This is a genomic window from Cupriavidus sp. 10L45, assembly GCF_056395225.1.
In genome coordinates this window covers 180,484-206,597 of sequence record NZ_JBFTJC010000008.1, presented here as the reverse complement: position 1 = coordinate 206,597, position 26,114 = coordinate 180,484, and the positions used below count along the sequence as shown (strand labels likewise).

At 68.0% G+C, this 26,114-nt stretch carries 21 protein-coding genes and 1 pseudogene; 13 read left to right on the top strand and 9 right to left on the bottom strand.

Going from position 1 to position 26,114, the window contains the following annotated elements:
• Window positions 1-32 precede the first annotated feature (32 nt).
• A complete protein-coding gene (gene prpC / locus AC1DFU_RS16320; protein ID WP_092297748.1) occupies window positions 33-1,187 on the bottom strand; it encodes a bifunctional 2-methylcitrate synthase/citrate synthase in 1,155 nt (384 codons plus the stop codon).
• A gap of 89 nt (window positions 1,188-1,276) precedes the next feature.
• Window positions 1,277-2,185, bottom strand: a complete 909-nt coding sequence (gene prpB / locus AC1DFU_RS16315; RefSeq protein WP_441590839.1) for a methylisocitrate lyase — start codon at window positions 2,183-2,185, stop codon at window positions 1,277-1,279.
• 351 nt (window positions 2,186-2,536) lie between these two features.
• On the opposite strand from prpB, the gene prpR reads away from it, so the two are divergent.
• Window positions 2,537-4,471 carry a propionate catabolism operon regulatory protein PrpR gene (gene prpR / locus AC1DFU_RS16310; RefSeq protein WP_369823506.1) on the top strand — a complete coding sequence of 645 codons (1,935 nt, stop codon included), beginning with the start codon at window positions 2,537-2,539 and terminating at the stop codon, window positions 4,469-4,471.
• Window positions 4,472-4,614: 143 nt separating this feature from the next.
• Here the strand turns inward: prpR and egtB are convergent, their stop codons facing one another.
• Together egtB and AC1DFU_RS16300 are read right to left on the bottom strand one after the other, a co-directional pair.
• The gene (egtB, locus tag AC1DFU_RS16305) at window positions 4,615-5,904 is read right to left on the bottom strand and encodes an ergothioneine biosynthesis protein EgtB (RefSeq protein WP_092297757.1); all 1,290 of its coding nucleotides are present in this window, start codon (window positions 5,902-5,904) and stop codon (window positions 4,615-4,617) included.
• Window positions 5,905-6,187: 283 nt separating this feature from the next.
• The gene (locus tag AC1DFU_RS16300; RefSeq protein WP_092297759.1) at window positions 6,188-6,808 is read right to left on the bottom strand and encodes an FMN-dependent NADH-azoreductase; all 621 of its coding nucleotides are present in this window, start codon (window positions 6,806-6,808) and stop codon (window positions 6,188-6,190) included.
• 155 nt (window positions 6,809-6,963) lie between these two features.
• Here AC1DFU_RS16300 and AC1DFU_RS16295 point away from each other — a divergent pair, with 155 nt between their 5' ends.
• The 3 genes from AC1DFU_RS16295 (at window position 6,964) to AC1DFU_RS16285 (ending at window position 9,122) form a co-directional block, all read left to right on the top strand.
• On the top strand, window positions 6,964-7,983 hold the full coding sequence (locus tag AC1DFU_RS16295; protein WP_092297762.1) for a LysR substrate-binding domain-containing protein: 1,020 nt from the start codon (window positions 6,964-6,966) through the stop codon (window positions 7,981-7,983).
• A 121-nt stretch (window positions 7,984-8,104) separates the two neighbouring features.
• On the top strand, window positions 8,105-8,518 hold the full coding sequence (locus tag AC1DFU_RS16290; protein ID WP_092297765.1) for a DoxX family protein: 414 nt from the start codon (window positions 8,105-8,107) through the stop codon (window positions 8,516-8,518).
• 4 nt (window positions 8,519-8,522) lie between these two features.
• Window positions 8,523-9,122 carry a DUF4136 domain-containing protein gene (locus AC1DFU_RS16285; RefSeq protein WP_441590842.1) on the top strand — a complete coding sequence of 200 codons (600 nt, stop codon included), beginning with the start codon at window positions 8,523-8,525 and terminating at the stop codon, window positions 9,120-9,122.
• On the opposite strand, the gene AC1DFU_RS16280 is transcribed toward AC1DFU_RS16285, so the two are convergent.
• Complete coding sequence (locus AC1DFU_RS16280) at window positions 9,079-9,777, bottom strand: EAL domain-containing protein (RefSeq protein ID WP_477159869.1); 699 nt, start codon at window positions 9,775-9,777, stop codon at window positions 9,079-9,081. The genes AC1DFU_RS16285 and AC1DFU_RS16280 overlap by 44 nt on opposite strands.
• A 212-nt stretch (window positions 9,778-9,989) precedes the next feature.
• A pseudogene (locus AC1DFU_RS16275) lies at window positions 9,990-10,241 on the bottom strand (response regulator); the annotation flags it as partial.
• A 248-nt stretch (window positions 10,242-10,489) separates the two neighbouring features.
• Here AC1DFU_RS16275 and AC1DFU_RS16270 point away from each other — a divergent pair.
• The 3 genes from AC1DFU_RS16270 to AC1DFU_RS16260 all read left to right on the top strand — a co-directional run bounded on the left by AC1DFU_RS16270 (window position 10,490) and on the right by AC1DFU_RS16260 (window position 15,565).
• Window positions 10,490-13,555 carry an FtsK/SpoIIIE family DNA translocase gene (locus AC1DFU_RS16270; RefSeq protein ID WP_092297774.1) on the top strand — a complete coding sequence of 1,022 codons (3,066 nt, stop codon included), beginning with the start codon at window positions 10,490-10,492 and terminating at the stop codon, window positions 13,553-13,555.
• Between the two features lie 32 nt (window positions 13,556-13,587).
• Entirely contained in the window at window positions 13,588-13,983 is a 396-nt protein-coding gene (locus AC1DFU_RS16265; protein WP_441590844.1) for a cupin domain-containing protein, read from the top strand.
• A 100-nt stretch (window positions 13,984-14,083) separates the two neighbouring features.
• On the top strand, window positions 14,084-15,565 hold the full coding sequence (locus tag AC1DFU_RS16260; RefSeq protein ID WP_441591166.1) for an ABC transporter permease/substrate-binding protein: 1,482 nt from the start codon (window positions 14,084-14,086) through the stop codon (window positions 15,563-15,565).
• An 18-nt stretch (window positions 15,566-15,583) separates the two neighbouring features.
• Here the strand turns inward: AC1DFU_RS16260 and AC1DFU_RS16255 are convergent, their stop codons facing one another.
• A complete protein-coding gene (locus AC1DFU_RS16255; RefSeq protein WP_441590846.1) occupies window positions 15,584-16,996 on the bottom strand; it encodes an aminotransferase-like domain-containing protein in 1,413 nt (470 codons plus the stop codon).
• A gap of 188 nt (window positions 16,997-17,184) precedes the next feature.
• Here AC1DFU_RS16255 and AC1DFU_RS16250 point away from each other — a divergent pair, with 188 nt between their 5' ends.
• Both AC1DFU_RS16250 and AC1DFU_RS16245 read left to right on the top strand, forming a co-directional pair.
• Window positions 17,185-18,462 carry a cytochrome c gene (locus AC1DFU_RS16250; protein WP_441590848.1) on the top strand — a complete coding sequence of 426 codons (1,278 nt, stop codon included), beginning with the start codon at window positions 17,185-17,187 and terminating at the stop codon, window positions 18,460-18,462.
• A 4-nt stretch (window positions 18,463-18,466) separates the two neighbouring features.
• Window positions 18,467-20,320: a flavin monoamine oxidase family protein gene (locus AC1DFU_RS16245; protein ID WP_441590850.1), complete on the top strand. Its 1,854-nt coding sequence runs from the start codon at window positions 18,467-18,469 to the stop codon at window positions 20,318-20,320.
• Between the two features lie 31 nt (window positions 20,321-20,351).
• Here the strand turns inward: AC1DFU_RS16245 and AC1DFU_RS16240 are convergent, their stop codons facing one another.
• Entirely contained in the window at window positions 20,352-20,792 is a 441-nt protein-coding gene (locus tag AC1DFU_RS16240; protein WP_441590852.1) for a MarR family winged helix-turn-helix transcriptional regulator, read from the bottom strand.
• A 483-nt stretch (window positions 20,793-21,275) separates the two neighbouring features.
• Between AC1DFU_RS16240 and AC1DFU_RS16235 the strand changes: the two genes are divergently transcribed.
• On the top strand, window positions 21,276-22,475 hold the full coding sequence (locus tag AC1DFU_RS16235; protein ID WP_441590853.1) for a BamA/TamA family outer membrane protein: 1,200 nt from the start codon (window positions 21,276-21,278) through the stop codon (window positions 22,473-22,475).
• Between the two features lie 35 nt (window positions 22,476-22,510).
• Here the strand turns inward: AC1DFU_RS16235 and AC1DFU_RS16230 are convergent, their stop codons facing one another.
• Window positions 22,511-23,047: a carboxymuconolactone decarboxylase family protein gene (locus tag AC1DFU_RS16230; protein ID WP_441590855.1), complete on the bottom strand. Its 537-nt coding sequence runs from the start codon at window positions 23,045-23,047 to the stop codon at window positions 22,511-22,513.
• Window positions 23,048-23,199: 152 nt separating this feature from the next.
• On the opposite strand from AC1DFU_RS16230, the gene AC1DFU_RS16225 reads away from it, so the two are divergent.
• The 3 genes from AC1DFU_RS16225 to AC1DFU_RS16215 all read left to right on the top strand — a co-directional run bounded on the left by AC1DFU_RS16225 (window position 23,200) and on the right by AC1DFU_RS16215 (window position 26,065).
• On the top strand, window positions 23,200-24,138 hold the full coding sequence (locus AC1DFU_RS16225) for an AraC family transcriptional regulator (protein ID WP_441590857.1): 939 nt from the start codon (window positions 23,200-23,202) through the stop codon (window positions 24,136-24,138).
• A 136-nt stretch (window positions 24,139-24,274) separates the two neighbouring features.
• Window positions 24,275-25,195, top strand: a complete 921-nt coding sequence (gene ku, locus AC1DFU_RS16220) for a non-homologous end joining protein Ku (RefSeq protein WP_092297794.1) — start codon at window positions 24,275-24,277, stop codon at window positions 25,193-25,195.
• 21 nt (window positions 25,196-25,216) lie between these two features.
• Window positions 25,217-26,065: a tetratricopeptide repeat protein gene (locus tag AC1DFU_RS16215; protein WP_092297796.1), complete on the top strand. Its 849-nt coding sequence runs from the start codon at window positions 25,217-25,219 to the stop codon at window positions 26,063-26,065.
• Window positions 26,066-26,114: the final 49 nt, after the last annotated feature.

Here is a 26,114-nt window from a genome sequence, read left to right as displayed (position 1 = left end):
GGCGCGGGGCAGGGGGCCCCGCGCGGCACCGGTCAGCGCTTCTCGATCGGCACGAACTTGAGGTTCTCGGGCCCCGTGTAGTTGGCGCTCGGGCGGATGATCTTGTTGTCGATCCGCTGCTCGATGATGTGCGCGGCCCAGCCCGAGGTGCGGGCGATGACGAACAGCGGCGTGAACATCGCCGTCGGCACGCCCATCATGTGGTAGCTCACGGCGCTGAACCAGTCGAGGTTCGGGAACATCTTCTTGGCATCCCACATCACCGTTTCCAGGCGCTCGGCGATGCTGAACATCTTGGTCGAGCCGGCGTCCTTCGACAGCTTGCGCGCCACTTCCTTGATCACCTGGTTGCGCGGGTCGCCCGTGGTGTACACCGGGTGGCCAAAGCCGATCACGACTTCCTTGTTCTCCACGCGGCGGCGCACGTCGGCCTCGGCTTCGTCCGGGGTGTCGTAGCGCTTCTGGATCTCGAACGCCACTTCATTGGCGCCGCCATGCTTCGGGCCGCGCAGCGCGCCGATGGCGCCACAGATCGACGAATGCATGTCCGAACCCGTACCGGCGATCACGCGCGCGGTGAAGGTGGAGGCGTTGAACTCGTGCTCCGCGTAGAGGATCAGCGACGTTTGCATCGCGCGTTCCCACAGCTTGGACGGCGCCTTGCCGTGCAGCAGGTGCAGGAAGTGGGCGCCGATGGAGTCATCGTCCGTTTCCACCTCGATGCGGCGGCCGTTGTGGCTGTAGTGGTACCAGTACAGCAGCATCGAGCCGAGGCTGGCCATCAGCTGGTCGGCGATATCACGCGCGCCCGGCGTGTTGTGGTCGTCCTTCTCGGGCAGCACGTTGCCGAGGACCGACACGCCCGTGCGCATCACATCCATCGGGTGGGCGCTGGCCGGGACCCATTCCAGCGCCGCCTTGACGTTGGCGGGCAGGCCGCGCAGGGACTTCAGCTTGGCCTTGTAGGCGGCCAGTTCGGCCTTGGTCGGCAGCTTGCCGTGCACCAGCAGGTGGGCGATTTCCTCGAATTCGCAGGTATCGGCGATGTCCAGGATGTCGTAGCCGCGATAGTGCAGGTCATTGCCGCTGCGGCCCACGGTGCAAAGCGCGGTATTCCCCGCGGTCACGCCGGACAGGGCGACGGACTTCTTGGGCTTGGGCGTGGCGAGCGGTTGAGCTTCGGACATTGTGGGTCTCCTTGTTGGTCTGGGTGCTGATGGGTACTGATGGGTGCAGATCGTTGTAGATCGAGGCGGATGGTGTCGGGCGGGCTGGCTTACTTGGCCTTGCCCTGCGCGAACAGCGCGTCGAGCTTCTGCTCGTAATCATGGTAGCCGATGCGCTCGTACAGTTCGGCGCGGGTCTGCATGGTGCTGACGACGTTCTTCTGGGTGCCGTCGCGGCGGATGGCCTCGTACACGTTCTCGGCGGCCTTGTTCATGGCGCGGAAGGCGGAGAGCGGGTAGAGCGACATCGCCACGCCCACGCTGCGCAGATCGTCGAGCGTGAAATACGGGGTGGCGCCGAACTCGGTCAGGTTGGCCAGCACCGGCACGCGCACGGCATCGACGAAACGGCGGTACATGTCGAGGTCGGTCATGGCTTCGGGGAAGATGGCGTCGGCGCCGGCTTCCGCGCAGGCCACGGCACGTTCGATGGCCTTGTCGAGGCCTTCCACGGCCAGCGCGTCGGTGCGGGCCATGATGACGAAGTTCTCGTCCGTGCGGGCGTCGACGGCGGCCTTGATGCGATCGACCATTTCGCCCTGGGTGACGATTTCCTTGCCCGGACGGTGGCCGCAGCGCTTGGCGCCAACCTGGTCCTCGATGTGCATCGCGGCGGCGCCGAACTTGATCAGCGAGCGCGTGGTGCGGGCCACGTTGAAGGCGGAAGCGCCGAAGCCGGTATCCACGTCCACCAGCAGCGGGGTGTCGCAGACGTCGGTGATGCGGCGGATGTCGGTCAGTACGTCATCCAGGTTGGAAATGCCCAGGTCAGGCAGGCCGAGCGAGCCCGCGGCCACGCCGCCACCGGACAGGTAGATGGCGCGATAGCCCGCGCGCTTGGCCAGCAGCGCGTGGTTGGCGTTGATGGTGCCGGGAATCTGCAGCGGGCTTTCGTCGGCCAGGGCCTGGCGGAAGCGGGCGCCGGCGGAGCGGGCGAGTTCGGAGGCGGAAAAGGTCATGGGCGTGTGCTTGGAGTGTTCTGGAATGGCATTGAGAGCGGCCAGATAGAGCGCAAGGGGTGTGCCATGTGGTGGCGGGCTTCCCTGGATGGCCGTTCAGATAGATAGATATCGTTAATAAACAACTATCTACGCCGGTAATCTCAATCATCGCATAAGGTCCGACATAGGCGCTTTCATCACATTCACATTTCAAATATGAAATGCAAGTCGTTCAGGATTGAAAGATCGAACCATCCGGCGCACAATGCAACCGTCTACACGGCCGTTCCCATCATGAGTCTCCTGCCTTCCTCCGCGCCCCTCCACGCGCCCGCCATGCCGGCCGGCGGCCGTCCCCGCATCTGGGCGATGGGCATCAGCCGTCTCTCGCGCGCCTTCGCAGAATTGATCCCGGCCTACGCGGCCCGTGCGGAGTTCCGCATCGTCGGGCGGGCCTTCGAGGCCGCCGCCAGCGCCATCAACCGCGAGGTGCGGGAGGGTCGCGTCGATGTGGTGGTGGCGGGCGGCTCCAACGGTGCCTATCTGCGCCAGCATGTGGATGTGCCCGTGGTGCTGGTCAAGGTGACCGGCTTCGACGTGATGAGCGCGCTGGCCACGGCGCGTCGGATTTCGCCGAAGGTGGCGCTGGTCACCCATGCCTCGACCTACGCCGAAGTCGACGAATTCGTGCGCGCGTTCTCGCTCGACATCCCCCGCTACACCTATCTGACCGAGGATGACGCCACGGCACGTGTGCGGGCGCTCAAGGAAGAGGGCATCCGCGTGGTGGTGGGGCCGGGCATGGTGACCGACCTGGCCGACAAATACGGCTTGATGGGCGTTTTCCTATATTCGGGCAATGCGGTGCGGCTGGCGCTGGAAGATGCGATCGAGGCGGCGCGGCTGCGGCGTATCGAATCCACCCGGCGCGACTACGTGAATACGATCCTGGCCCACCTGAACGAAGGCGTGGCCGCCGTGGACACTGAAGGCCGCGTGCAGGCGTTCAATCCGGCCATGGAACGGTTCCTCGGCACCCCGACCGGCGTGGCCGTAGGGCGCAAGCTGTCCACGCTGGCGCCGGGCCTCGCGCTCGACGCCGTGATGGAAAGCGGCACCCGCGAGCTGGAGGCCATCCACCGGCTGGGCGACCGCATGGTGGTGGTCAACCGCATTCCCATCGTCGGGGAAGCCGGCACCACGGGCGCGGTGCTGACCATTCAGGACGCCAACGCCATCCATCGCGCCGACCGCAACCTGCGCTCGCGCGCCCGCGCCCGCCCGGCCGGGGTGCGCTACAGCCTGGACGACCTGGCCGGCGCCTCCCCGGCGATGAGCGACCTGCGCGCGCTGGCGCGGCGCTACGCGCTGGTCGATTCCACGGTGCTGGTTGGCGGCGAGAGCGGCACCGGCAAGGAAGTGCTGGCGCAGGGCATGCACGACGCCAGTCCGCGCCGCGCTTTCCCGTTCATTGCCGTGAATTGCGCGGCGTTTCCCGAGTCGCTGCTCGAATCCGAACTGTTCGGCTACGAGGAAGGCGCGTTCACCGGCGCCCGGCGCGGGGGCAAGGCGGGCTTGTTCGAATCGGCCCACAACGGCACGTTGTTTCTCGACGAGGTGGGCGACATGCCGCCAGCGCTGCAAACCCGGCTGCTGCGCGTGCTCCAGGAAAAACAGGTGCTGCCGATTGGCGGCATCGAGGCCGTGCCGATCAATGTGCGCGTGATTGCCGCCACGCACCGGGACCTCGCCGCGCGGGTGCGTGAGGGCACCTTCCGCCAGGATCTCTACTACCGGCTCAACATCCTGCGCATTGAAATGCCGCCGCTGCGCGAGCGCGTGGCCGATCTGCCCGATCTCGCCGAACTGCTATACCGGCGCGCGCAGGAGCGGCTCGGCACCAAGGCCCCGCAGCGACTGCCCGCGACGGTGCGGGAGCGCCTGACCCGCTATGCCTGGCCCGGCAATATCCGTGAGCTGGAGAACGTGACGGAGCGGATTGCCGTGCTGGTGGCAGGCGCCGAACTCCAGCCGGCGGCGTTGCAGCGCGAGCTGCAGGCGGCCGTGCCGGAGCTGTTTTCTTCGGAGAACGGCGAGGGGGCGCCAAGGGTGCCGATGGAGATGGAGATGGCGATGCTGACCGCGCCATCGGAAGAGAGCCGCTCGCTGGCCGGCGTGGCCAAGGCGAGCCAGGCGGAGCACATCCGCCGGGTGCTGGCCGAATGCGGCGGCAATCGGACGGCCGCCTGCGCCCAGCTTGGGATCAGTGCCACCACGCTCTGGCGTCGGCTGAAGGAGGGCTGATCAGAACATCGATCGGCCTCTTCGAATCTTGAATTTTTCAATTAACCGCCAAAATTTTGCCCCACCACCGAAAGTCGGGCTGGCAGGGCATGCGGTCGGTCGGTCGGTCGGTCGGTCGGTGAGTTAGTCAGCCAATCAGCGGATCACACATCGTCCGCAAGCCGGACGCCCGTGAACTGCCAGCGCTGGTGCGGATAGAAGAAGTTGCGATAGCTGGCCCGGATATGGGATTCCGGCGTCACGCATGAGCCGCCGCGCAGCACCATCTGGCTGCTCATGAATTTGCCGTTGTACTCGCCTACCGCGCCCGCGCTCGGGCGGAAGCCGGGATAGGGCAGGAAGGCGCTGGCCGTCCATTCCCAGACATCGCCGAACATCTGGCGCAAGGCTCCCGAGGTGTTCTGCCGATCCGGCAGCGGCCGCAGCGTGCGGCCTTCCACGAAATTGCCGGTCGCCGATAGGTTGCGCGCCGCGTGCTCCCATTCGGCCTCGGTCGGCAGCCGGCGCTCGGCCCAGCGCGCGAAGGCGTCGGCCTCGAAGAAGCTCACGTGCGTGACTGGGCTGTCCGCATCCACCGGCTGCATGCCGCGCAGCGTCATCTGCCACCACGTGCCGTCGCGCTCTTCCCAGTACAGCGGCGCCTGGATGGCGTTGTCGCAGACCCAGCGCCAGCCATCGGAAAGCCACAGCCCGGCCGTCTGGTAGCCGCCGTCCTCGATGAATTCGAACCATTGATGGTTGCTGACCGGATGCGAGGACAGCGCATACGGCTGCAGCAGCACGTTATGGCGCGGGGTTTCGCAATCGAACGCGAAGTCATCGCCGGCATGGCCGATGGCCACCACGCCGCCCGAGAACTTCAGCCACTCCGGCGCCGGGCGCGGATCGGCGATGACCGGCGCGGTCAACGCGGGCGCATATGCCGGACGCAGCGGATTCTGGGCGAACAGATGCAGGATGTCGGTCAGCAGCAGTTCCTGATGCTGTTGCTCGTGATTGAGGCCGAGCGTGACCAGCGCGGCTTCCGCGTCGGTCTGGGCATCGGTGAGCAGCGAGAGCATGGATTCGTCCACGGCTTCCCGATAGGCCAGGATCTCGTCCAGCGACGGCCGCGTCAGCAGCCCCCGGCGCGGACGCGGATGCCGCGCGCCGACTGCCTCGTAATAGGAGTTGAACAGGTAGCGGTACTGCGGATCCACCGGCTCGTAGTCCGGGATGCGCGCGGCGAGCACGAATTCCTCGAAAAACCACGTCGTATGGGCCAGATGCCATTTGGCAGGACTGGCGTCGTCCATGGATTGCACGGTTGAGTCGGCGTCGGAAATATCCGCCACCATGGCTTCCGTGGCGGCGCGCACGTGCCGGTACTGGCCGAGCAGGGCGGGCTCGTGCGGTGGATGATTGGCGGCGGCAGGCAACAGTGCAGAGGTCATGCAGGCTCCCAGGGACGACTCGAATGCGACGCGACGGCAGGCCGATGGGAATCGACCCGAATCCGACCCATGATAGACCCGTTCGCCCGGCGGAGCGAGCCGGGGGAAGGTGAGGCGGGCCGTAGGCCGATGCCTACACCCGGCGGCACGCGTGACGCACCGCCGCAAGGCCCGGACGCAAAAAAAGGGCCGCGCCCGGAAGGGCGCGGCCTGGAGGAAAAACCGGTGCCAAGGGAGGCGGCACCGTTACCACGGAGGAGCGGAAAGCAGTTCTGGCAGCAGATCAGGCAGCGGCGCGGGTGGCGTCGTTCAGCGCGGCGATGGCCGTGCGGGCGGCGCTCAGGCCAGCTTCGCGGCTGTCCGGGCCCATGGCCAGGCCGTGGGCGCGCACGATCGAGATGTCGGCGATGCCCAGGAAGCGCAGGACCGTATCGACGGTGATTTCATGCAGATCCAGCGCGTCGGCGTTCTGGCGTACGCCACCACGGGACGACACCACGATGGCGCGCTTGCCCTTGAGCAGGCCTTCCGGGCCGGCTTCGGTGTAGCGGAAGGTGCGGCCAGCTTGTGCCACGCGGTCGATCCACGCCTTGAGCTGGCTCGGGATGCCAAAGTTGTATTGCGGTGCGCCAATCACGACGACGTCGGCAGCCAGCAGTTCGGCCAGCCAGGCTTCGGTGCGATCCAGTTCGGCTTGCTGCACGGCGTTCAGGCCATCCTTCGGGCCGCCCAGCACGGGCAGCAGGTTGCCGGTCAGGTGTGCCGGGGCGTCCTGGTCCAGGTCACGCACGGTCACCTTGGCGCCGGGGTTCTTGGCGACCAGGTCGGCCACCACGCTGGCGGTCAGCGAGCGCGAAACGGAGTTGTCACCAAGGACGCTGGAATCGATCTGCAGGATGTTCATGTCTTTCTCCACTAGGGTTCGGTTGGATGGAATGAAAGATAGCGGCTGGGCATTGGTGCCGGTAGTGAGGCAAAATGCAAATAATTGTTCTACCTTCGCAACGACCTGCGTCCTCAACGCCCCCAATCGCCGCCATCGCCTCACCGGAGACCCGGATGCAAGACCTCAATGACCTGTCGCTGTTCGCCCAGGTGGTACAACACGGCAGCTTCTCGGCCGCGAGCCGCGCCAGCGGCGTGCCGAAGTCGCGGCTTTCCCGCCGCATTGCCCAGCTGGAGCGCGACCTGGGCGTCCAGTTGCTGCGCCGGACCACACGTCAGGTGCGCGTAACGCCACTCGGCGAGCAGTACTACGCCCGCTGCCGGGACATGCTCCAGGCCGCCGAAGCCGCGCGGGAAGTGATCGAACATGCCCGCGAGCAGCCGGGAGGATCGCTGCGCATCAGCTGCCCGGTGGCCATCGCCCAGATCCTGCTCGCCCCGTGGATCGGCGGCTTCATGCGCGCCAACCCCGGCATCAAGCTGGAAATCGACGCCACCAACCGGCGCGTGGACGTGATCGGCGAGGGCTACGACCTGGCCCTGCGCGTGCGCGACGTGCTCGAGGACTCCAGCCTCGCCGTGCGTACCTTCGGCAAGGGCGAATTGCGGATGGTGGCCAGCCCGGCGCTGCTGGACAGCATCGGCCGCCCGCGCACCCCGCAGGCGCTGGAAGGCATGCCCGGCGTCGGCCAGCGGCCGCACGATGGCAAGTTCATCTGGACGCTGTTCGACAAAGCCGGCGAATCCGTCCATATCCAGTACGACCCCAAGCTCGTCTGCGACGAATTCGCGCTGCTGCGCGAGGCCGTGCTGGCCGGCGTGGGCGTGGCCATGCTGCCGGGCATGTATTGCCGCGACGAGATCGCGCGCGGCGACATGGAAGTCGTCCTGCCCCAGTGGGATTTGCCGATGGGCGTCCTCCATGCGGTGTTTCCGTCACGCAAAGGCGTGACGCCGCCGCTGCGCCGCTTCCTCGATTTCCTGGCCGAGGTACTGCCCGAGACCGCCCGCCGGGTGGGCATGATGACGACGGGCGTCATGCCGATGCACGCGGCGCCGCCTTTCGCGGCGCCTCCGCCGTTGGCCCCGTCTTCGACCATGCTTTCGCCCCCGAAGGACGAGCCCCAGCCCTGACCTCGCCATCTGGGCATTGCGCCTTTACCTTCACGCCGGTACACACTAAGGTACTTGTGCGGCGCCCCGGAGGGCGGGGGCCGTACCCCCGTTTCCAAACCAAGGGCAAGGAGGCGCAGCAATGAGTCGCACGCAAGGTTCGCAGGACCTGGGCAAGGCCGTTATCCGGATCGTGTTGGGCGTGTTGATCCTGCTCCACGGCATTGCCAAGCTGATGGCGGGACCCGGCTTCGTCATCCAGACGGTGACCCAGGCCGGGCTGCCTTCCTATGTGGCCTACGGGGTCTATATCGGCGAGGTGGTGGCGCCCATCCTGCTGATCATCGGCCTATGGACGCGGCCGGCGGCGCTGATCGTGGCCATCAACATGATCTTCGCGCTGGCGCTGGTGCATGCGGGCCAGCTCAATATGATCAACAAGAACGGCGGCTGGGAGCTGGAGTTGCAGGGCATGTTCCTGGCCAGCGCCATCGCCGTGGCGCTGCTGGGCGCGGGCCGCCTCAGCGTGGGCGGCGTCGACGGCAAGTGGAACTGACATCATGCGCACCCATCTCCCGACCCAGATCGTGAGCCGCGCCCGGGGCGTATTCGGCGCTGCGGCGCTTGCCGCACTCGCCGGCTGCGCCACCGGCCCGGATATCCGCACCGACTACAACCGCACGGCGGACTTCTCCGCCTATCGCACCTTTGGCTTCGTCGCCCGGCCCGGCACCGACCGACAGGGCTACGAGAGCCTGACCACGCAATATCTGAAGACGGCGGTCCAGCGCGAAATGACGGCGCGCGGCTATCGGTATACCCAGCAGTCGCCGGACCTGCTCGTCAACTTCAACGCGCGGCTGCGCCAGAAGGTGGTCAGCGACCCGGCGCCGATGCCGCCGCCCGGCTACATGGGTTACTACGCCTATCGCGGCGGCATGTACGGGCCGTGGCCGGGCTACGGCTTCTACAACGACACCTACGTGTATACAGAAGGCACGCTCAATATCGATCTGGTCGATGCCCGGAAGAACCAGTTGGTCTGGGAGGGCGTGGCGCAGGGCGATGCGAGCCGCGTGGATCCGCAGGACAGCCAGCCGGCGCTGGACGCCGTCGTCACTCAGATTTTCGCGAAATATCCGTTCCGGGCGGCGCCGTAAGGCCGGCCCATGCCGGCGCCGCGGCGAGGAAATCGTCCGGCGCCAGCGGGGCCGACCACAGATAGCCCTGTCCCAGATCGCAGCCAAGCGACGCCAGCGCCGCGCGCTGCGACACCGTTTCCACGCCTTCCGCCACGCATTCGCGCCCCAGGTCGCGCGCCAGCGCAATCACGTGCCGGCAGATCGCCGTACGCTGGTCGTCCCCATCCACATGTTTGACGAACGAGCGATCCAGCTTGATCTGCGTGAATGGCAGATCCGCGAGTAATTTCAACGTGGCGATGCCCACGCCGAAGTCGTCGATCGCCACGCCATAGCCCAGCAGCCGCAACTGGTTGAGCGCCACGGACAGCGCCACGGTGTCCGGCACCGGGAATTCCTCGGTCAGTTCGATCACCAGTTGCCGGCGGGGCAGGCCGGCGGCGGCGACCATCGCGTCCAGCCTCGGCAGCGTCTCCGGCCGGCAAAGCGTGCGCGCCGAGGCGTTGACGCCCAGCACGATCTCCAGCCCGGCTGCGCGCAGGCGCCGATGCATGGCCACGCAGGCATCAATCGCCATAAAGAGGATGGGGTCGGCGGCGTCGAGCATTTCCAGCCGGGCGATGAAACGGTCCGGCGGCACGTTGCCCAGCGTGGGATGGCGCCAGCGGCACAGCGCCTCGGCCCCCGCCAGCCGGCCGTGGCGAGGGCGAACTGCGGCTGGAGCACGATGTGGAGGCCATCGGGCACGGCGGCGAGCAGGGTGGCATCGTCGGGCGTCGCCGCGTCCGGCCGCGCGCCATCGCCCCGGGCCGCCTCGGCCAGGATGCCAGCCAACTCGGCCTGCTCCAGCGGTTTGCGCAGCGCGTGTACCGCACGCAGGCCGAGCGCTTCGGCCAGACGCTGGTGCGAATCGAGGATGTCGGCATCCTGCGCGGTCATCCAGACCCAGGCCGGTGCCGTGGCCGCGAAAGCCCGATCCCCGCGCCGCGCCAGCTCGGCCATCAGGCCCGGGCCGTTGAGCCGGGGCATCGCGATGTCGCAGAACACCACGTCGAACGATTGCGCGGTGAGCCGGTCCAACGCGGTCGCGCCATCGTCGGCTTCCACGATCTGCGTCGCGCCGAGTGCGCGCAGCATGTCGGCGGCCACCGCGCGCTGGAATGCGTGGTCTTCCACCAGAAGAATGCGCAGCGTGGAAATCGGCGAGGTCATACGGAGAGGGGGAGGAGAGAAGAACGTTGCGGCGATGGTACTCCCGCGTCGTCGCTGGTCATGCAGAGTCAGAGAATCCTCTGATTTTTGGCAATTGGCCGGGATTGGCGCCATCCGGGGCGCTCAGACCCGCTACAATCGCTGCCCGTAGTTTTGACGTTTTCATATTCATCATGGGTCTGGGCTGGTTCGGATTGTCGACCTTCTGGCTGTTGCCGCTGGCATGGCGCACAGCAACGCGCGCGCTCGCCGGCGACCGCCGGCCGTTTGGTCGTGGCTCGCTGCGGGTGTGGCTGGGTACGCTGCTGGTGCTGGGCGCCAGCGCCACGCTGGAGTCCCTGACGGCGGCCGAAGGCGAGGGCGCCGGCGGCGCCGTGGGGCACGCGCTGGCGGGGCTGGCGTCGAACCTGCTGGGCTGGACCGGCGCGCTGCTGATGATGCTGGCCGTGCTAGGGCTGGCCGCACCGATGGTCTTTGGCGAAACGTGGCGCAGCCTGTTCCTGCTGCGCAAGCCGCGCGCGCAGGAAGATGCGCCGCGTCAGCCGGCACGTCCCGCCGCACGACCCGAGTCCCGGTCCGATGCCGGCGCATTCGCTGGCGCGGCAGCGTCGCCGTCGATGGCCGCTGGCCGCGAGGGGCTGGACCGTTGGGAAACCACGTCCCTGCCTACCCATAGCGCCGCCGGCTGGAGCCCCACGCCCCCGCGCACCAAGCAGATCGAAGCCGTCTCCGCACGCAAGCAGCCCGCATGGCAGCCGCCCCCGCGCACGCGCCAGTCGCCGCCGCAACCGGGCGAGATCTGGCTGCATCACGCCGATTCGCCCGGCGCTGTGAAGGCCGCGCCCGCCAAACCGGCGCCCGTGATGCCGCCGCCAGCCGCGAAGCCGGCGCCGGTGTCGCCGGCCCGGGCCGGTGTACCCAACCCCGCTCCCACCCCTGCGCCACAAAAGCCCGCCGCGCCGCGCGCGACGGTGGTGAGCAGCCCGTTCCGCAATCCCGCGTTGGGCCTGCGCTCGGCCATCACCACGCTGCCGGAAGCCGCACAGGCTGCGACGGTAGCGGCGGCGGTGGCGGCGGCCCCGTCCGACGTGGCCGTCATGGAGCCGCCCGCCGTCACGGCGACGATGCCGATGGAGCCAGAAGTCGTGGCACGCGCGGAAGCGATCGTGAACGGGATCGACGATCTCGCCACAGTGGATACCGTGGATACCCCCGCGCCTGCCGCCGTCCCCGCGACACCCGACGCACCCGTGACGATGGCCGCGATCCGCCAGGAGGCCTTGGAACTGCTGGCCGAACTGCGCGCGCTGGCGGGCCGGGCAGGGCAGGAAGTGGCGCCCCATGCAGTGGCAGAAACAGTGGCAGAAACGCCCGTTGCCGAGCCAGAAGCGGTGGAAGAGCCCGTGGCGGCAGTGCTTGCCGAGCCGGAAGCCGCACCGGAGCCCATCGCTGAACCCCAACCCGAGCCAGAGCCGGAACCCGAACCCACGTTCTCCGTGGCGGACGCCGTGGCATCGGCCGATTTCGTCATCGAAGCGCCCACGCCGTCACCAGCCGCCGCCGAGGCATCGGAAGACGATGCAAGCGACGACACCAGCGACGACGTCCCGCCCGCGTTCGACGCCAACACGCTGGTCCAGCCCGCGCCCAAGCCGCGCATCGTGCTGCCTGCGGTGGTCGGCCGGACCGTGCCGCTGACGCCGGCCGCTGCGCCTGTAGCAACCCCCGCCCCGGTCACCCCGCCGCCGCCCCGTATCGTGGATTACCGCCTCCCGAGCGCCAGTCTGCTCGAAGCGGCCGTCGAGAACGGCGAGGAAGTGTCCGAAGAACATCTGCGCGAAACGGGCGAACTGATCGCCCAGCGTCTGGCCGAGTTCAAGGTGCCGGTGTCGGTGGTCGGCGCCAGCGCCGGGCCGGTCATCACGCGCTTCGAGGTGGATCCGGCCATGGGCGTGCGTGGTGCACAGGTGGTGGGGCTGATGAAGGACCTCGCGCGCGCGCTCGGCGTGACGTCGATCCGCGTGGTGGAAACCATTCCCGGCAAGACCTGCATGGGGCTGGAGCTGCCCAATGCCAAGCGCCAGATGATCCGGCTGTCCGAGATCGTGGCCGGCGCGGCGTTCCAGGCGCATGCCTCGCGGCTGGTGCTGGCGATGGGCAAGGACATCACCGGCAACCCCGTGGTGACCGACCTCGCCCGCGCGCCGCACCTGCTGGTGGCCGGTACCACCGGCTCGGGCAAGTCCGTCGCGGTCAACGCGATGATCCTGTCGATGCTGTACAAGGCCACGCCGGAAGACGTGCGCCTGATCATGATCGACCCCAAGATGCTCGAACTGTCCGTGTACGAGGGCATTCCGCACCTGCTGGCGCCCGTGGTCACGGACATGAAGCAGGCCGCGCACGCGCTGAACTGGTGCGTGGGGGAGATGGAAAAGCGTTATCGGCTGATGTCCGCGCTCGGCGTGCGCAATCTGGCCGGCTACAACCAGAAGATCCGCGCGGCCGAGGCGGCCGGCGAGAAGGTGCGCAACCCGTTCTCGCTGACGCCGGACGCGCCCGAGCCGCTGTCCACGCTACCGCTCATCGTGGTGGTAATCGACGAACTGGCCGACCTGATGATGGTGGCCGGCAAGAAGATCGAGGAACTGATCGCCCGACTGGCGCAGAAGGCGCGCGCCGCCGGTATCCATCTGATCCTGGCCACGCAGCGGCCGTCCGTGGACGTCATCACGGGCCTGATCAAGGCCAATATCCCGACGCGCGTGGCGTTCCAGGTGTCGTCGAAGATCGATTCGCGGACCATTCTCGACCAGATGGGCGCCGAAAGCCTGCTGGGGCAGGGCGACATGCTGTTCCTGCCGCCCGGCACCGGCTACCCGCAGCGCGTGCATGGCGCGTTCGTGGCGGACGACGAGGTGCACCGGGTGGTGGAGCACTGGAAGCAGTTCGGCGAGCCTGACTATGATGAAGCCATCCTGGCCGGCGACACGCCGGAAGGCGCCACCGACCTGTTTGGCGAGACCGGCGGCGAGGGCGAATCCGACCCGCTGTACGACGACGCGGCCTCGTTCGTGCTCAACTCGCGGCGGGCGTCGATTTCCGCCGTGCAGCGCCAGCTGCGCATCGGCTACAACCGTGCCGCACGGCTGATCGAGCAGATGGAAGCGGCGGGGCTTGTCTCGCCGATGGGCCGCAACGGCACGCGCGAGGTGCTCGCCCCGGGCGGACCCGAGTAACGCCCCGGCAGGCCGGGCGGAGGAAACCAGCGATGACACCGATCCACGGCAACCTGCTGCAAGACGTGCCGGCGAACGCGCCGGGCGAGGTGTTTACCGCGCTGACCCAATGGCCGGGTGCCGGAGATGTGCGGATCGAGCGGATCGTCTCCAACGGGCAGGCCAGCCCGCCCGGCTTCTGGTACGACAACCCCGAGGACGAATGGGTGGTCGTGGTCAGCGGCAGCGGCGCGGTGGAGATCGAGGCCGGCGCCACGCACACGCTGGGCGCCGGCGACTGGCTGCACCTGCCGGCCCATTGCCGCCACCGCGTGGCCTGGACCGACGCCGCCCAGCCGACGATCTGGCTGGCCGTGCATGTTGCACGCCAGCCCTCCGGCGACCAATCCCCCGGCCAATCCGCCAGCCAGGCTGGCCCAACTTCCTGATCCACTGCCGTTATGATGTCGGGACATCCCCACGCGGAGCCCCGGCTTGCCTGCCTCGACCCAGCGTTTTCCCACCGCATTCCCGCTGCTCGTGGCGTGGATGGCGCTCATGGCGGCCCTGCTGTGCGCCCGCCCTGCCCAGGCCGAGCCGCTGCGCGTTGGCTCCAAGCGCTTCACCGAGTCGTACATCCTCGGTGAAATCCTGACCCAGACTGCCGCCGCTGCGCACAGCGAGGCGCGCCATCTGCCGGGCCTGGGCAACACCGCCATCGTCTTCGAGGCGCTCAAGGCGGGCAGCATCGACCTCTATCCCGACTACACCGGCACGCTGGCCGGCGAGATCCTGAAGCTGCCGCCGGGCGCCACGCTGGCCCAGATCAACGCGGCGCTGGCGCCGATGGGCCTTGGCGCGGGCATCCCGCTGGGCTTCGAGAATACCTATGCGATTGCGGTGGCCGACGCCCGCGCGGGCAATCTGCGCAAGCTGTCCGACCTCGCCGGCCAGCCCCGGCTGCGGCTTGGCCTGTCGCACGAGTTCCTGGGCCGGGCCGATGGCTGGCCGATGCTGGCGCAGCGCTATGGCCTGACGCAGCGGCCGGTCGGCATCGACCATGGCATTGCCTACGAGGCGCTGGCCGAGGGGCAGATCGACGCCACCGACATCTATTCCACCGACGCCAAGATCCGCAAATTCCACCTGCGCGTGCTGGAGGACGACCGGCATGTCTTTCCACCTTACGAAGCCGTGATCGTCTATCGGCTCGACGCGCCGCGCCGGCATCCGGCCGCATGGCAGGCGTTGCAGGGACTGGCCGGCCGGATCAGCGTGACGGACATGATCGACATGAATGCGGCGGCCGAGATCGATGGCGAGTCCTTCGGGGCCATCGCGCGGCGGTTCGTGGGCGGGGCGGGGGGCGCGTCGACGGGGGAAAAGAAGGGCGACCGGCGCGATGGCCTCGGCGGGGTGCTCTGGAGCGCCGATACCTGGCGGCTGACCGTGCGGCATCTGTCGCTCGTCGGCGGCGCAGTAGGGGCGGCCACGCTGCTGGGCGTGCCGCTCGGGATTGTCGCGGCGCGCCGGCGCCGGCTCGGGCAGGCGGTGTTGGCCGTGGTGAGCGTCTTGCAGACGATTCCCTCGCTGGCCCTGCTGGCCATGCTGATCCCGCTGCTGGGCCAGATCGGCGTCTGGCCGGCCATGGTTGCGCTGTTCCTCTACGCGCTGCTGCCCATTGTCAGAAACACCTGTACTGGATTGCAACAAATCGCGCCGGGCATGCGGGATGCGGCGCGCGCGCTGGGCTTCCGGACCGGGCAGGTGCTGCGCTATGTGGAGTTGCCGCTGGCGATGCCGATCATCCTGGCCGGTGTGAAGACGGCCGCCATCATCAGCGTGGGCACGGCGACCATCGCCGCCTTCGTCGGGGCCGGCGGCTACGGCGAGCGGATCGCCACCGGTCTGGCGCTCAACGATTCCACGCTGCTGCTGGCCGGCGCCGTGCCGGCGGCGGTGCTGGCCCTCGTTATGCAAGGCGGCTTCGGGCTGGTGGAAGCCTACTGGGCCTGGCGTCGCCGCGCCTGAATCGTCGGGCTTCGTCGGCTATCGGCCGGCTTTCGCCAGTGTGCCCAGTGTCTTCACCGCAGCCTCGGCCGTCTCGTTCCAGGCGTGCCCGTAGTTGATCCGGATGCAATGGCGAAAGCCCTGCCGCGCCGAGAACACCGGCCCCGGCGCAATGCCGATACCCGCCGCCCGGGCCGCCTGATGCAGCGCCAGCGCGTCGAAGCCTTCGCCCAACTCCACCCACAGGAAATAACCGCCGTCAGGCCGCGATACGCGTACATCGTCGGGGAAATACCGGCCAATGGCGTCGATCATCTGCCCCTGCTGCATTTCCAGCACATGGCGCAGCCGGCGCAGATGCTTGTCGTAGCTGCCATGGCGCAGGTATTCGGCCAACGCCAGCTGCGTGGGCACGCCGGCGGAGAGCGTAGTCATCAGCTTCAGATGGCGGATGGCTTCGCCGTAGCGCCCGGGCGCCACCCAGCCGATGCGGAAACCCGGCGCCAGCGTCTTCGAGAACGAACTGCAGTGCATCACGAGCCCTTCGGTGTCGAACGCCTTGGCCGGCAGCGGGCAGCGGTTGCCGAAGTACAACTCGCCATAGACATCGTCCTCGATCAGCGGCACGCCGTGGCGCGCGAGCAGGGCCACCAGCGCGCGCTTGCGGTCCTCGGCCATGCTGGCGCCCATCGGGTTCTGGAACTGGGTCATGAACCAGCACGCCTTGATGCGATGGCGCCCGAGCGCGGCCTCCAGTGCGTCCAGATCGAGGCCATCGACGGGATCGACCGGAATTTCCACCGCCTTGAGCCGGAGCCGCTCCAGCGCCTGGAGCGCGGCGTAGAACCCCGGCGATTCAATGGCCACCACATCGCCCGGCTCGGTCACGGCCATCAGGCAGAGGTTCAGGGCGTCGAGCGCGCCGTTGGTGACGATGATGTCGTCCACCGGCTGCGGCGCGCCGGTGCCGAGGTAGCGCAGGCCGATCTGCTGCCGCAGCGCGGCATTGCCCGGCGGCAGGTCGTCCACGCTGTTCCACGGATCGAGTTCGCGGCCGGCGCGCGCCAGCGCCTTGCCCAGCCGCTCCCACGGGAACAGCTCGGGCGAGGGAAAGGCGGAGCCGAACTGCACCAGATCGCGCTCGCGCGCGCCGTCGAGCACGGAGAAGACCAGCCGGGAGACATCGACCTCGGTCGACACCTTCTGCGGCGCGTGCGCCCGGGGCGCCGGCAGCACGCGGGTGGCCGCGCCCGCCACGTAGTAGCCGGATCGCTCGCGCGCCCGCACCAGCCCGCGCTCCTCGAGCCGGTAGTAGGCCTGGAAGGCCGTGGACGGGCTCACGCCATACTGGGCCACGGTCTTGCGGATGGAGGGCAGGCGCGTGCCGGGCGGCAGCGTGCCGTTGCGGATGTCGGCGGCCAGTGTCTCGGCCAACGCTTCATAACGTTTCATGCTTTGGGAATCGGCGCAAATCTGATACGGTAAAAAGTCATGCGGCTGATTCTGTTCCGTTTCGGGCTCAGGCCGCAAGATGTCGGGTCCAATCCGTCCCCATGCAGTCCGATTACAGGATGCGCCCCATGCGATGTTTCGGAAGGTGGTTGCCGGCCGCCCTCGCCGCGCTTGCGGCCTTGACCGTGATGAGCGTACTGACCGCGCTGCCCGCGCGGGCAGCGGCGCCGGCGAGCGCGCCGTCCCCGGAGCAGATCGCACGCGGCCGCTACCTGGCCGGCATCGCTAACTGCGCCGCTTGCCATACCAAGGAGGGCGGGGCGCCCATGGCCGGCGGTCTGCCGCTGCGCACCGGCGCCGGCACGGTCTATTCGACCAACATCACGCCTGACGCCGCCACGGGCCTCGGCGAGTATTCGCTCGATGATTTCGACCGCGCCGTTCGCCGCGGCGTGGCGCGTGACGGCAAGCACCTCTATCCGGCCATGCCGTACACGTCCTATGCGCGCATGACACGTGACGACGTGGCGGCGCTCTACGCCTACCTGCGTGCCGAGGTCAGGCCGGTCAGCCAGTCCAACCCGGACGCCGAGATGCGCTGGCCGTACAACATGCGCTGGCTGCTGGTGCCCTGGAACTGGCTGAATTTGCGCGATGACCCCGTGCGTACCGATGCCTCCAAGGGCGCCGCCTGGAACCGGGGCGCCTACGTGGTGCAGGCCGTGGCGCACTGCGGCGCCTGCCATACGCCGCGCGGGCGGCTGTATGGGGAGAAGGGCCTGGACGAGCGCAGCCGGCATTTCCTGGCTGGCGCGTCCGTCGAAGGATGGTCGGCCACCAACCTGACGGGCGACCAGATCACGGGCCTCGGCGCGTGGACGAAGGCGGACGTGGCCGAGTACCTGCGCACCGGCCGCAATGCCCACGCCACCTCGTTCGGGCCGATGTCCACGGTGATCGCCGCGTCCACGCAGCATATGGCGCCGGGCGACCTGGACGCCGTGGCCACCTATCTGAAGTCACTGCCCGGCACGCGCGGCGAGACCCAGCCATTCCGCTACGACCCCACCGTGACCACGCTGCTGGAGCAGGGTCGATTCGATGCGGCCGGTGCGCGCCAGTTCGCCACGTTCTGCATGCCCTGCCACAACGCCAGCGGACGTGGCTTCGCGCGGGTGTTTCCGCCGCTGGCGGGCAACCCGACCGTGGCCGATCCAGACCCGGCGTCGCTGATCAACCTGCTGCTCGAAGGCGCCGTCACCGCGCGCGTGAGCACCGCGCCCACCGATTACCACATGCCCGGCTATGGCTGGACCATGGAAGACCAGGAGCTGGCCAACCTGCTCACGTTCATCCGCGGCAGCTGGGGCAACCGTGCCGCGCCCGTGACGGAGGCCGCCGTGGCCGCCCGCCGGCGCGAACTCGGCACGCCCACGCCCGAACCCGCACGGCCCCCATCGCGCTGACGCCATGACGATCACTCGCAGAGACTTCCTCAATGGCGCCGCGCTGACCATCGCGGCCGGTATCGCCCCGGCGGGCTTGGTGCGTGCACAGGCCACGGCGGCCGGCTACCCGCCATCGCTCACCGGGCTGCGCGGCAACCATGCCGGCACGTTTACGCTGGCCCACGGGCTGGCGCGCGAAGGCACCACGTACCCGACCGTGCTGGCGCGCGAGTCGTATGACCTCGTGGTAGTGGGCGGTGGCATCAGCGGGCTGGCGACGGCCTGGTTCTATCGCCAGAAGTTCGGCGCGGACCGGCGCATCCTGATCCTCGACAATCACGACGACTTCGGCGGCCACGCCAAGCGCAACGAATTCACGGTGCGCGGCAAGACGCTGGTGAGCTATGGCGGCAGCGCCGAGATGCCGCCATCCGCCACCGACAGCGCGGCCATGCGCACGATGCTGGCCGGGGTGGGCATCGACATCCGCACCGCGCCGGCACCCGGCCCGGGCGACGCTTATCAGCGCCGGGGGATGGGCCGCGCGGTGTTCTTCGACGCCGAGCACTTCGGCCGCGACCAGTGGCTCGCGGGCGATCCGTTCGCAGACGGGATCGATGCCCGGAACGCCGCCAGCCAGCCGCCCGCCGACGGCATCGCCCATTTTCTCGATGCCGCGCCACTGCCCCCGGCAGACCGGCAGGCGCTGCTGCGGCTGGCGCAGGGCGGGGTGGATTACCTCGCCGAGATGAGTGGGACCGATCGCACGGCCTACCTCCAGCGGACGCGCTATGCGATCTTCTTGCGCGAGAAAGCGGGGCTTGGCCTGCCGGCCGTGCGTTTCCTGCGCAGCCGCAGCCACGATGCCTATGCGCTCGACGCGGACGGCATCTCGGTGGCGCAGGCTATCGCCATCGGTCTGCCGGCGGGGGCGGGCATGCCCAAGCCGGTGCTCGATCCGCGCCTCGGCAAGTCGCCAGCCTCGCGGCTCTGGTTTGCCGATGGCAACGCCACGCTGGCCCGGGCGCTGATCCAGGCGCTGGTGCCGGGCGTGTCCCCGGCATCGCGTGGTGGCGCGGGGCTGGCCGATGCCCGCTTCGACTATGCCCGGCTGGACCGCGACGGCAGTCCGGTGCGCGTGCGCCTGAACAGTACGGCGGTGGCCATCGAACCCGATGTGCGCATCACGCGCGTGACCTATGGCTGGCAAGGCAACCTGCAACGCGTGGAGGCGCAGCACGTGGTGGTGGCCGGCTACAACATGATGGTGCCGTTCATCCTGCCGACGCTGCCGGCGCCGGCCAAGGCCACGCTGCGCGCGTGCGTGAAGGCGCCGCTGGTGTATACGAAGGTGGCGCTGGACGACTGGCGCGCCTTCGAGACCCTCAAGGCGTGGCGCATTCATGCGCCGACCATGGCGTACTCGGACCTGTGGCTGGAGGCGCCGGCTGGTGCTGCGGCCGATCCGGCCAATCCGGCGGTGCTTCACATGCTCTACGTGCCCACGGTGCCGGACAGCGGCATGAGCGCGCGCGAGCGCTTCCGCGCCGGTCGCGCCTTCCTGCTGGGCACGCCCTTCGACGCCCTCGAGCGCGAAATCCGCGCCCAACTGGACCGCATGCTGGCCCCGGGCGGCTTCGCTTCATCGAAACAGATACGTGGGATTACGCTGAACCGCTGGGCGCATGGCTACAGCTATATGCCGGGCGGGCTGGCGCCCGACGACGCCTCGCTGCAGGCCGCGCTGGAACAGGCGGGGCGAGGGGTCGGCAATGTGCGGATTGCCGGCGCGGACAGCGCCGGCAGTGCATCGGTGACGGGCGCGGTGGATACCGCGTGGCGCGCCGTGGACAGCCTGTCTCGCCCCGCAGCCTAGCGGGGCAGGAGCGGGAGGCGGGCGGCTCCGGTCAGTTGCCGGTGACGAACTTCTGGAGCAGCCGGCGGAATTCCTCGAATTCCTGCTCGCTGAAGCCCTTCAGGTGATGGTTCAGCACCTCGGGCGCGATATCGGGGATCTGCGTGGCGACGGCCTTGCCTTTCTCGGTCAGGATCAGATTGACCACGCGCCGGTCGTCGATGCTCCGGCTGCGCTCCAGCAGCCGCTTTTCCTCCAGCTTGTCGAGCATGCGCGTCATCAGTCCGCTGTCGATGCCGAGCAGCTTGCTGATCTCGAACGGCGTGGTCGCCATGCCGCGGTTCAGCGACAGCAGGATGCCCATCTGCTGGCCATTGATGTCCAGCGGACGCAGGGCCGAATCCATCTCCAGCAGCAGGCTGTTGCGCGCCTTGTTGAGATGGAAGCCGATGCTCTGTGTGAGCTGGAAGTTGTCTTTGGTGTAGTGGTTCACTGCGCTTACCCCCTCTTGCATCCAATCGATCAAGCCGCGCGACGGCTCGCCAGCGCGTGAGCGCGGCTGATACGGCCGTCTGTTCTTTGCCTTCGGTGGCGTGCGCGCATACGCGGTGCGCGCCGGGACATGTGCCTCATGCCATGTCCGCAGCTAGTCTGGCAAATCTTGTAAAAAATGTGAATTCAATTTTATTGTGATTTGATGTAAATGCCGCTGGTATCTAAATTGCCGCCCAAGAATAATCCCCTAGATAATCACCCATCCGGGTGGCACGATTTCCATCGAGATAATGATGGATGACCCAAGCGGGTAAGTTGCAAGGTACGGCATCGACACTCGCGCAGGGCGCCTGGAAAAGAAAACTAAACACGCGCGCAAGAACGTTCATATCGGCGATCCGGTCATGGAGGCGCAGGCTACGTTACATTCGCCGCAGGGCGTCGCCCCATTTAGCACGCCAGCTCATCGATGAGAGCCACCATGCATCCTTTCGCCCGGGCCTCGATGGCGGGCCTGATTGCGGCCGCCGCATCGGTCGGCCATGCCCAACCGGTGCCGGACGCGCTGGTCCCTTCGCAGGCACAGCCACCAGCCGCCCCGCCAGGCAAGTCGGAAAAACCGCCGCTGTCGTTCTTCGACCCCGAGGACGGCATGCTCGACATGAGCGATTTCCTGCTCCACCACAAGGGCGCGCTGCCCGTGCCGACCATCATCACGGAGCCGGCCGTCGGCTATGGCTTCGGGCTCGGGCTGCTGTTCTTCTCGCAATCGCTGGCCGACCGGGCCGCCGAGGCCCACGCCAGCGGCGAGGGCCCTGCGCCACCCAATATCACCGGCATCGGCGGCGCCTATACCGAAAATGGCACCTGGGCGGCCGGGCTCGCGCATTTCCATACCTGGCGGGGCGACCGCATCCGCTACCTCGGCGCGATCGCCAAGGTGAGCGCGAATCTGGAGTATTTCGGCTTGTCGAACCAGCCGCGTCACTATTCGCTGGACGGGGTTTTTCTGGTGCAGCAGGTGCTATTCCGCGTGGCCGATTCGCACTGGTATGTCGGACCGCGCTATACCTATTTCGATTCCACGGCCACGTTCAAATTCGGCGGCAACGCCCCGGAAGTGGGGGGAGTGACCAGCGAACAGCGCATCGGAAAGGGTGCACTCGTGGTCGATTATGACTCCCGCGACAATATTTTCTTCCCGGGCAAGGGGATTTATGCCGAATTCGAGGCCCAGTTCGCGCGCGGGGCGCTCGGCAGTTCGCAGGACTTCAATATGTATAACGCCCGGGGTTTCACCTGGCTGCCCATCGCCCGCACGCTGATCCTGGGGCTGCGCGCCGACACCAAGTTCTCGACGGGTGATGTGCCGTTTTATGCACAGCCCTATGTCGACCTGCGCGGCGTACAGGTAGGCCGCTACCAGGACCGCAACGCCGTGGTTTCCGAGGTGGAGTTGCGTTGGGACGTCACGCCGCGCTGGTCGGTGCTCGCCTTCAGCGGGGTGGGCAAGGCCTACGGACGCTGGAACGACTTCTCGGACGCCAGCACCGTGGTCAGCGTGGGCACCGGCTTCCGCTATGTCATCGCGCGGAAGCTGGGGATTTCGATGGGGATCGACATCGCCCACAGCCGGGACCAGAACGCCTTCTATATCCAGATGGGCAGCGCGTGGCGCTGAGTGGCTGACCACGCACCGCCCATCCGCCCTGATCCTTACACGGCCGGGAAGTCCAGTGTGGTGTCGTTCAGGCGATTGATCATATTGGTGAAGAGGATGGCGCCGACCGCGTGCACCGCCTCCACGATCTGCGTGTCGTTGAAGCCGGCGGCGCGCACTGCCTCCACGCTCGCGGCCGGCAACGTGCCGCGCGTGCCCACCAGTTCGAGGGCGAAGCGCACCAGCGCGTCGGTCCGGGCGTCCTGCGGATAGCTGCCCTGGCGCAATTGGCGCGTTTCCTCAGCGGTATAGCCAGCCAGCTTGGCGATCATCGTGTGGGCGGCCACGCAGTAGTCACAACCGCTGTGCTCGCTCACGGACAGGTTGATCGCTTCCCGTTCACGCGCAGAGAGTGAACTTCCCTTGACGACTTCGCCGACCTGCAGCGTCTGCGCCAGCACGGCCGGCGCGTTGCTGCCGATGGTGGCGTACATATTCGGCACCTTGCCGAGGCCCTTGCGGATGGCGCCGAACAGTTCGGCGGTCTGGCCGGTGGCTTGCTGGACGGGGGCGGTATGGAGACGGGTGGTCATGATTGCAACTCCTTGCTGATGCGATGGGTGAGAGTTCTGGGTTCCTTGCTGCGGAGACACCGTGCTGCGTGGCGCTTCCTTGGACTCCATAGTAGGGGCGTCGACGATCCGAATGGACTAGAATTCACTCAACTATTTGCTCAATCGTCTCAATGGATAGTCTCAGCGAACTCGTACGCCTGCTCGCGCCATCGGGCACCGTGGACCTGCATTGCCGCGTGGCGGGGGTCTGGTCGACCTTCAACGCCCAGGCCGCGCCGGGGCACGTGCCGTATCACGTGATCCTCGAAGGTGAGATCGAGATTGCCGTGGGCGATGGCCGCCTGCGCGCCACCGCCGGCGACGTGCTGCTGTTCCCGCATGGCGCCGCCCACACGCTGATCGGCCTGCAGGCCGGCTCGCGCGCCGTGGCGGCGTCGCGCCATTTCAACGGGGTGGTCACCGAAGTCACCGTGCCCGGCGCCGCCGCGCCGCTGGACATCCTGTGCGGCACCTTCGTGCTGGGCAGTTCGGCCGATGTGCTGCTGCGCACGCTGCCGGAGGTGCTGTGCATCGGCACCGACGATCCCAACCTCAACGGGAATGCGAGCTGGCTGCGCGGGCTGATCGGCATGATGCATGCCGAGGCGGACCGGCCACGGCCGGGTGGGGCGGCGATTGTGGCGGACCTGTCCACGGCGCTGTTCACGGTGCTGCTGCGGGCCTTGATCGATCGGGGCGGGGTGTCGCGCGGGCTGATCGCGCTGATGGCGGACGCCCGCATGGCGCGCGTGGTGGAGGCGGTGGTGCGGGCGCCCGAACAGCCGTGGACCGTCGATAGCCTGGCCGCGCTGTGCAACGTCTCGCGCGCGACCCTGGCGCGGCGCTTCAGCCAACTCGGCGGCATGACCCCGCTGGAACTGGTGACCACGCTGCGCATGGATCGCGCCGCCCGGCTGCTGCGGCAGGACGGGCTCTCCGCCGCCGCCGTGGGCGAGCAGTGCGGCTACGCCTCGCAGGCCGCGTTCGGCCGCGTGTTCGCCCAGCATTTCGGCATCGCCCCGGGCGCGTACCGGCGCCAGCATCGTGCGCGCCGGGCCGCCGACGATTGATCGATGTGAGCCATGATCGACATTTTTGCTGTGGGAGGTGACCCGTCACGAACATGCGGCACGCGCCCGCTGGCGGGCAGGGCCCCGCGTTGACTAGACTCGACGGAACGACAGGAGTCTCCAGGAGGGCTGCGCCATGGCCGCACGTTCCATCGCCTCGCTATCCATCAGCTTTGGGCTGGTGTCGATTCCCGTGAAAGTGTTCTCGGCCACCGAGAGCAAGTCCGGCATCAGCTTCAACCTGCTGCACAAGGGCTGCGGCTCGCGCCTGCGCCAGCAGTACATCTGCCTGAAGGAAGACGTGGTGGTGGAGCGCGCCGAGATGGTCAAGGGCTACGAGTTCGAGAAAGACCGCTACGTCACGTTCACGCCCGAGGAGCTTTCCGCGCTGGAAGAGGCCGCGCAGCAGACCATCGACATCGTCTCGTTCATGCCCGCCGGCGCCATCGACCCGATCTACTATGACAAGCCTTACTACCTGGGCCCGGACAAGCGCGGCGCCAAGCCGTACAACCTGCTGGCCGAGGCCATGCGCAAGACCAAGACCTGCGCGCTGGCCAAGTGGTCTTGGAAGGGCAAGCAGTACATGGTGCAGATCCGCGTCGGCGACGATGGCCTGATCCTCCAGCAACTGCTTTATGCCGACGAAGTACGCGACATGGCCGACCTGCACGTCGAGGAGACCGACGTGCAGCCCGCCGAACTGGCGCTGGCGCAGCAGTTGATCGAGCAAAACTCGGTGAAGGGCTATGACGCCTCGGCCTATACCGACGAGGAGAAGCAACGCATCCTCGAGCAGATCGACAAGAAGATCTCCGGCAAGAAGATCACCGTGGCGGCCGAGGCCCCGGCGCCGTCCGGCGGCGAGGTCATCGACCTGATGGAGGCCCTGCGCAAGAGCATCGGCGCGAACAAGCGCCAGCCGGCGGCGGCCAAGAGTGCGGGGAAGGTTGCCGCCCCCGCTGCCGAAACCGCGCCACGCAAGACCGCCCGCCGTGCCGCTGCGGCGCCGGCCAAGACCGCCGCCGAGCCAAAACGCGCTCGCAAGCAGGGCTAGCGCGATGACGGATGCGTATTGATGGATGACTACTCCATGCGCGATGTCCAGGGCGTTCTGGGCATTTCGCGCACCGTGGTGACGGCGCTGATCGCCGCTGGCGTGATCGCCCCCCGGCGCGGCGCGCGCCAGGCCTATCGGTTCACGTTCCAGGATGTGGTGCTGCTGCGCACGGCCCAGTCGCTGCGCGATTCGCGTATTCCCACGCGCCATATCACGCGCTCCCTGAAACGGCTGCAAGGGCTGGGCGAGGGGCGGCCGCCTACCGGCCTGCGCCTGTCCGCCGTGGGCGGCGACGTGACCGTGCAAGACCGCCAGGGCCGCTGGCACGTGGACACCGGCCAGTTCGTGCTCGACCTGGACGCGGCCGGCAGACCGCCGCACCCATCGGGCAATATCGTCGATCTGCGACACGCGCGCGCACCGGCAGCGCCGTCCCCCTCGGTCGGCGACACCGATCCCACCGGCTGGTTCGAACGCGCCGTGGCCAGCGAGCAGCATGACGACGCCCCCGGCGCCGAAGCGGCCTATCGTCAGGCCGTAGCGGCGGCGCCGGACTACCTCGACGCCTGGCTGAACCTGGGCTGCCTGCTGAGCGAGCAGGGCCGCCATGCCGATGCCGTGGCCAGCTACCGGGCCGCGCTCGCGGCATTGCCCGCGCAGCCGTTGCTGCACTTCAACCTCGGCGTGGCGCTGGAAGACGCCGGCGCGCCGCGCGAGGCGCTGGAGAGCTACCACGCGTGCATCGAACTGGCCCCTGATTTCGCCGATGCGCATTACAACGCCGCGCGGCTGCACGAGGCCCTCGGCGACCCGCGTCGCGCCATCCGGCATTACAACCAGTACCGCAGGCTCGAGCCAGTGGACTAAACGCCACAGCGACGCGCATGTAGGCGCTTGTCGGACAGCATTGAAACGG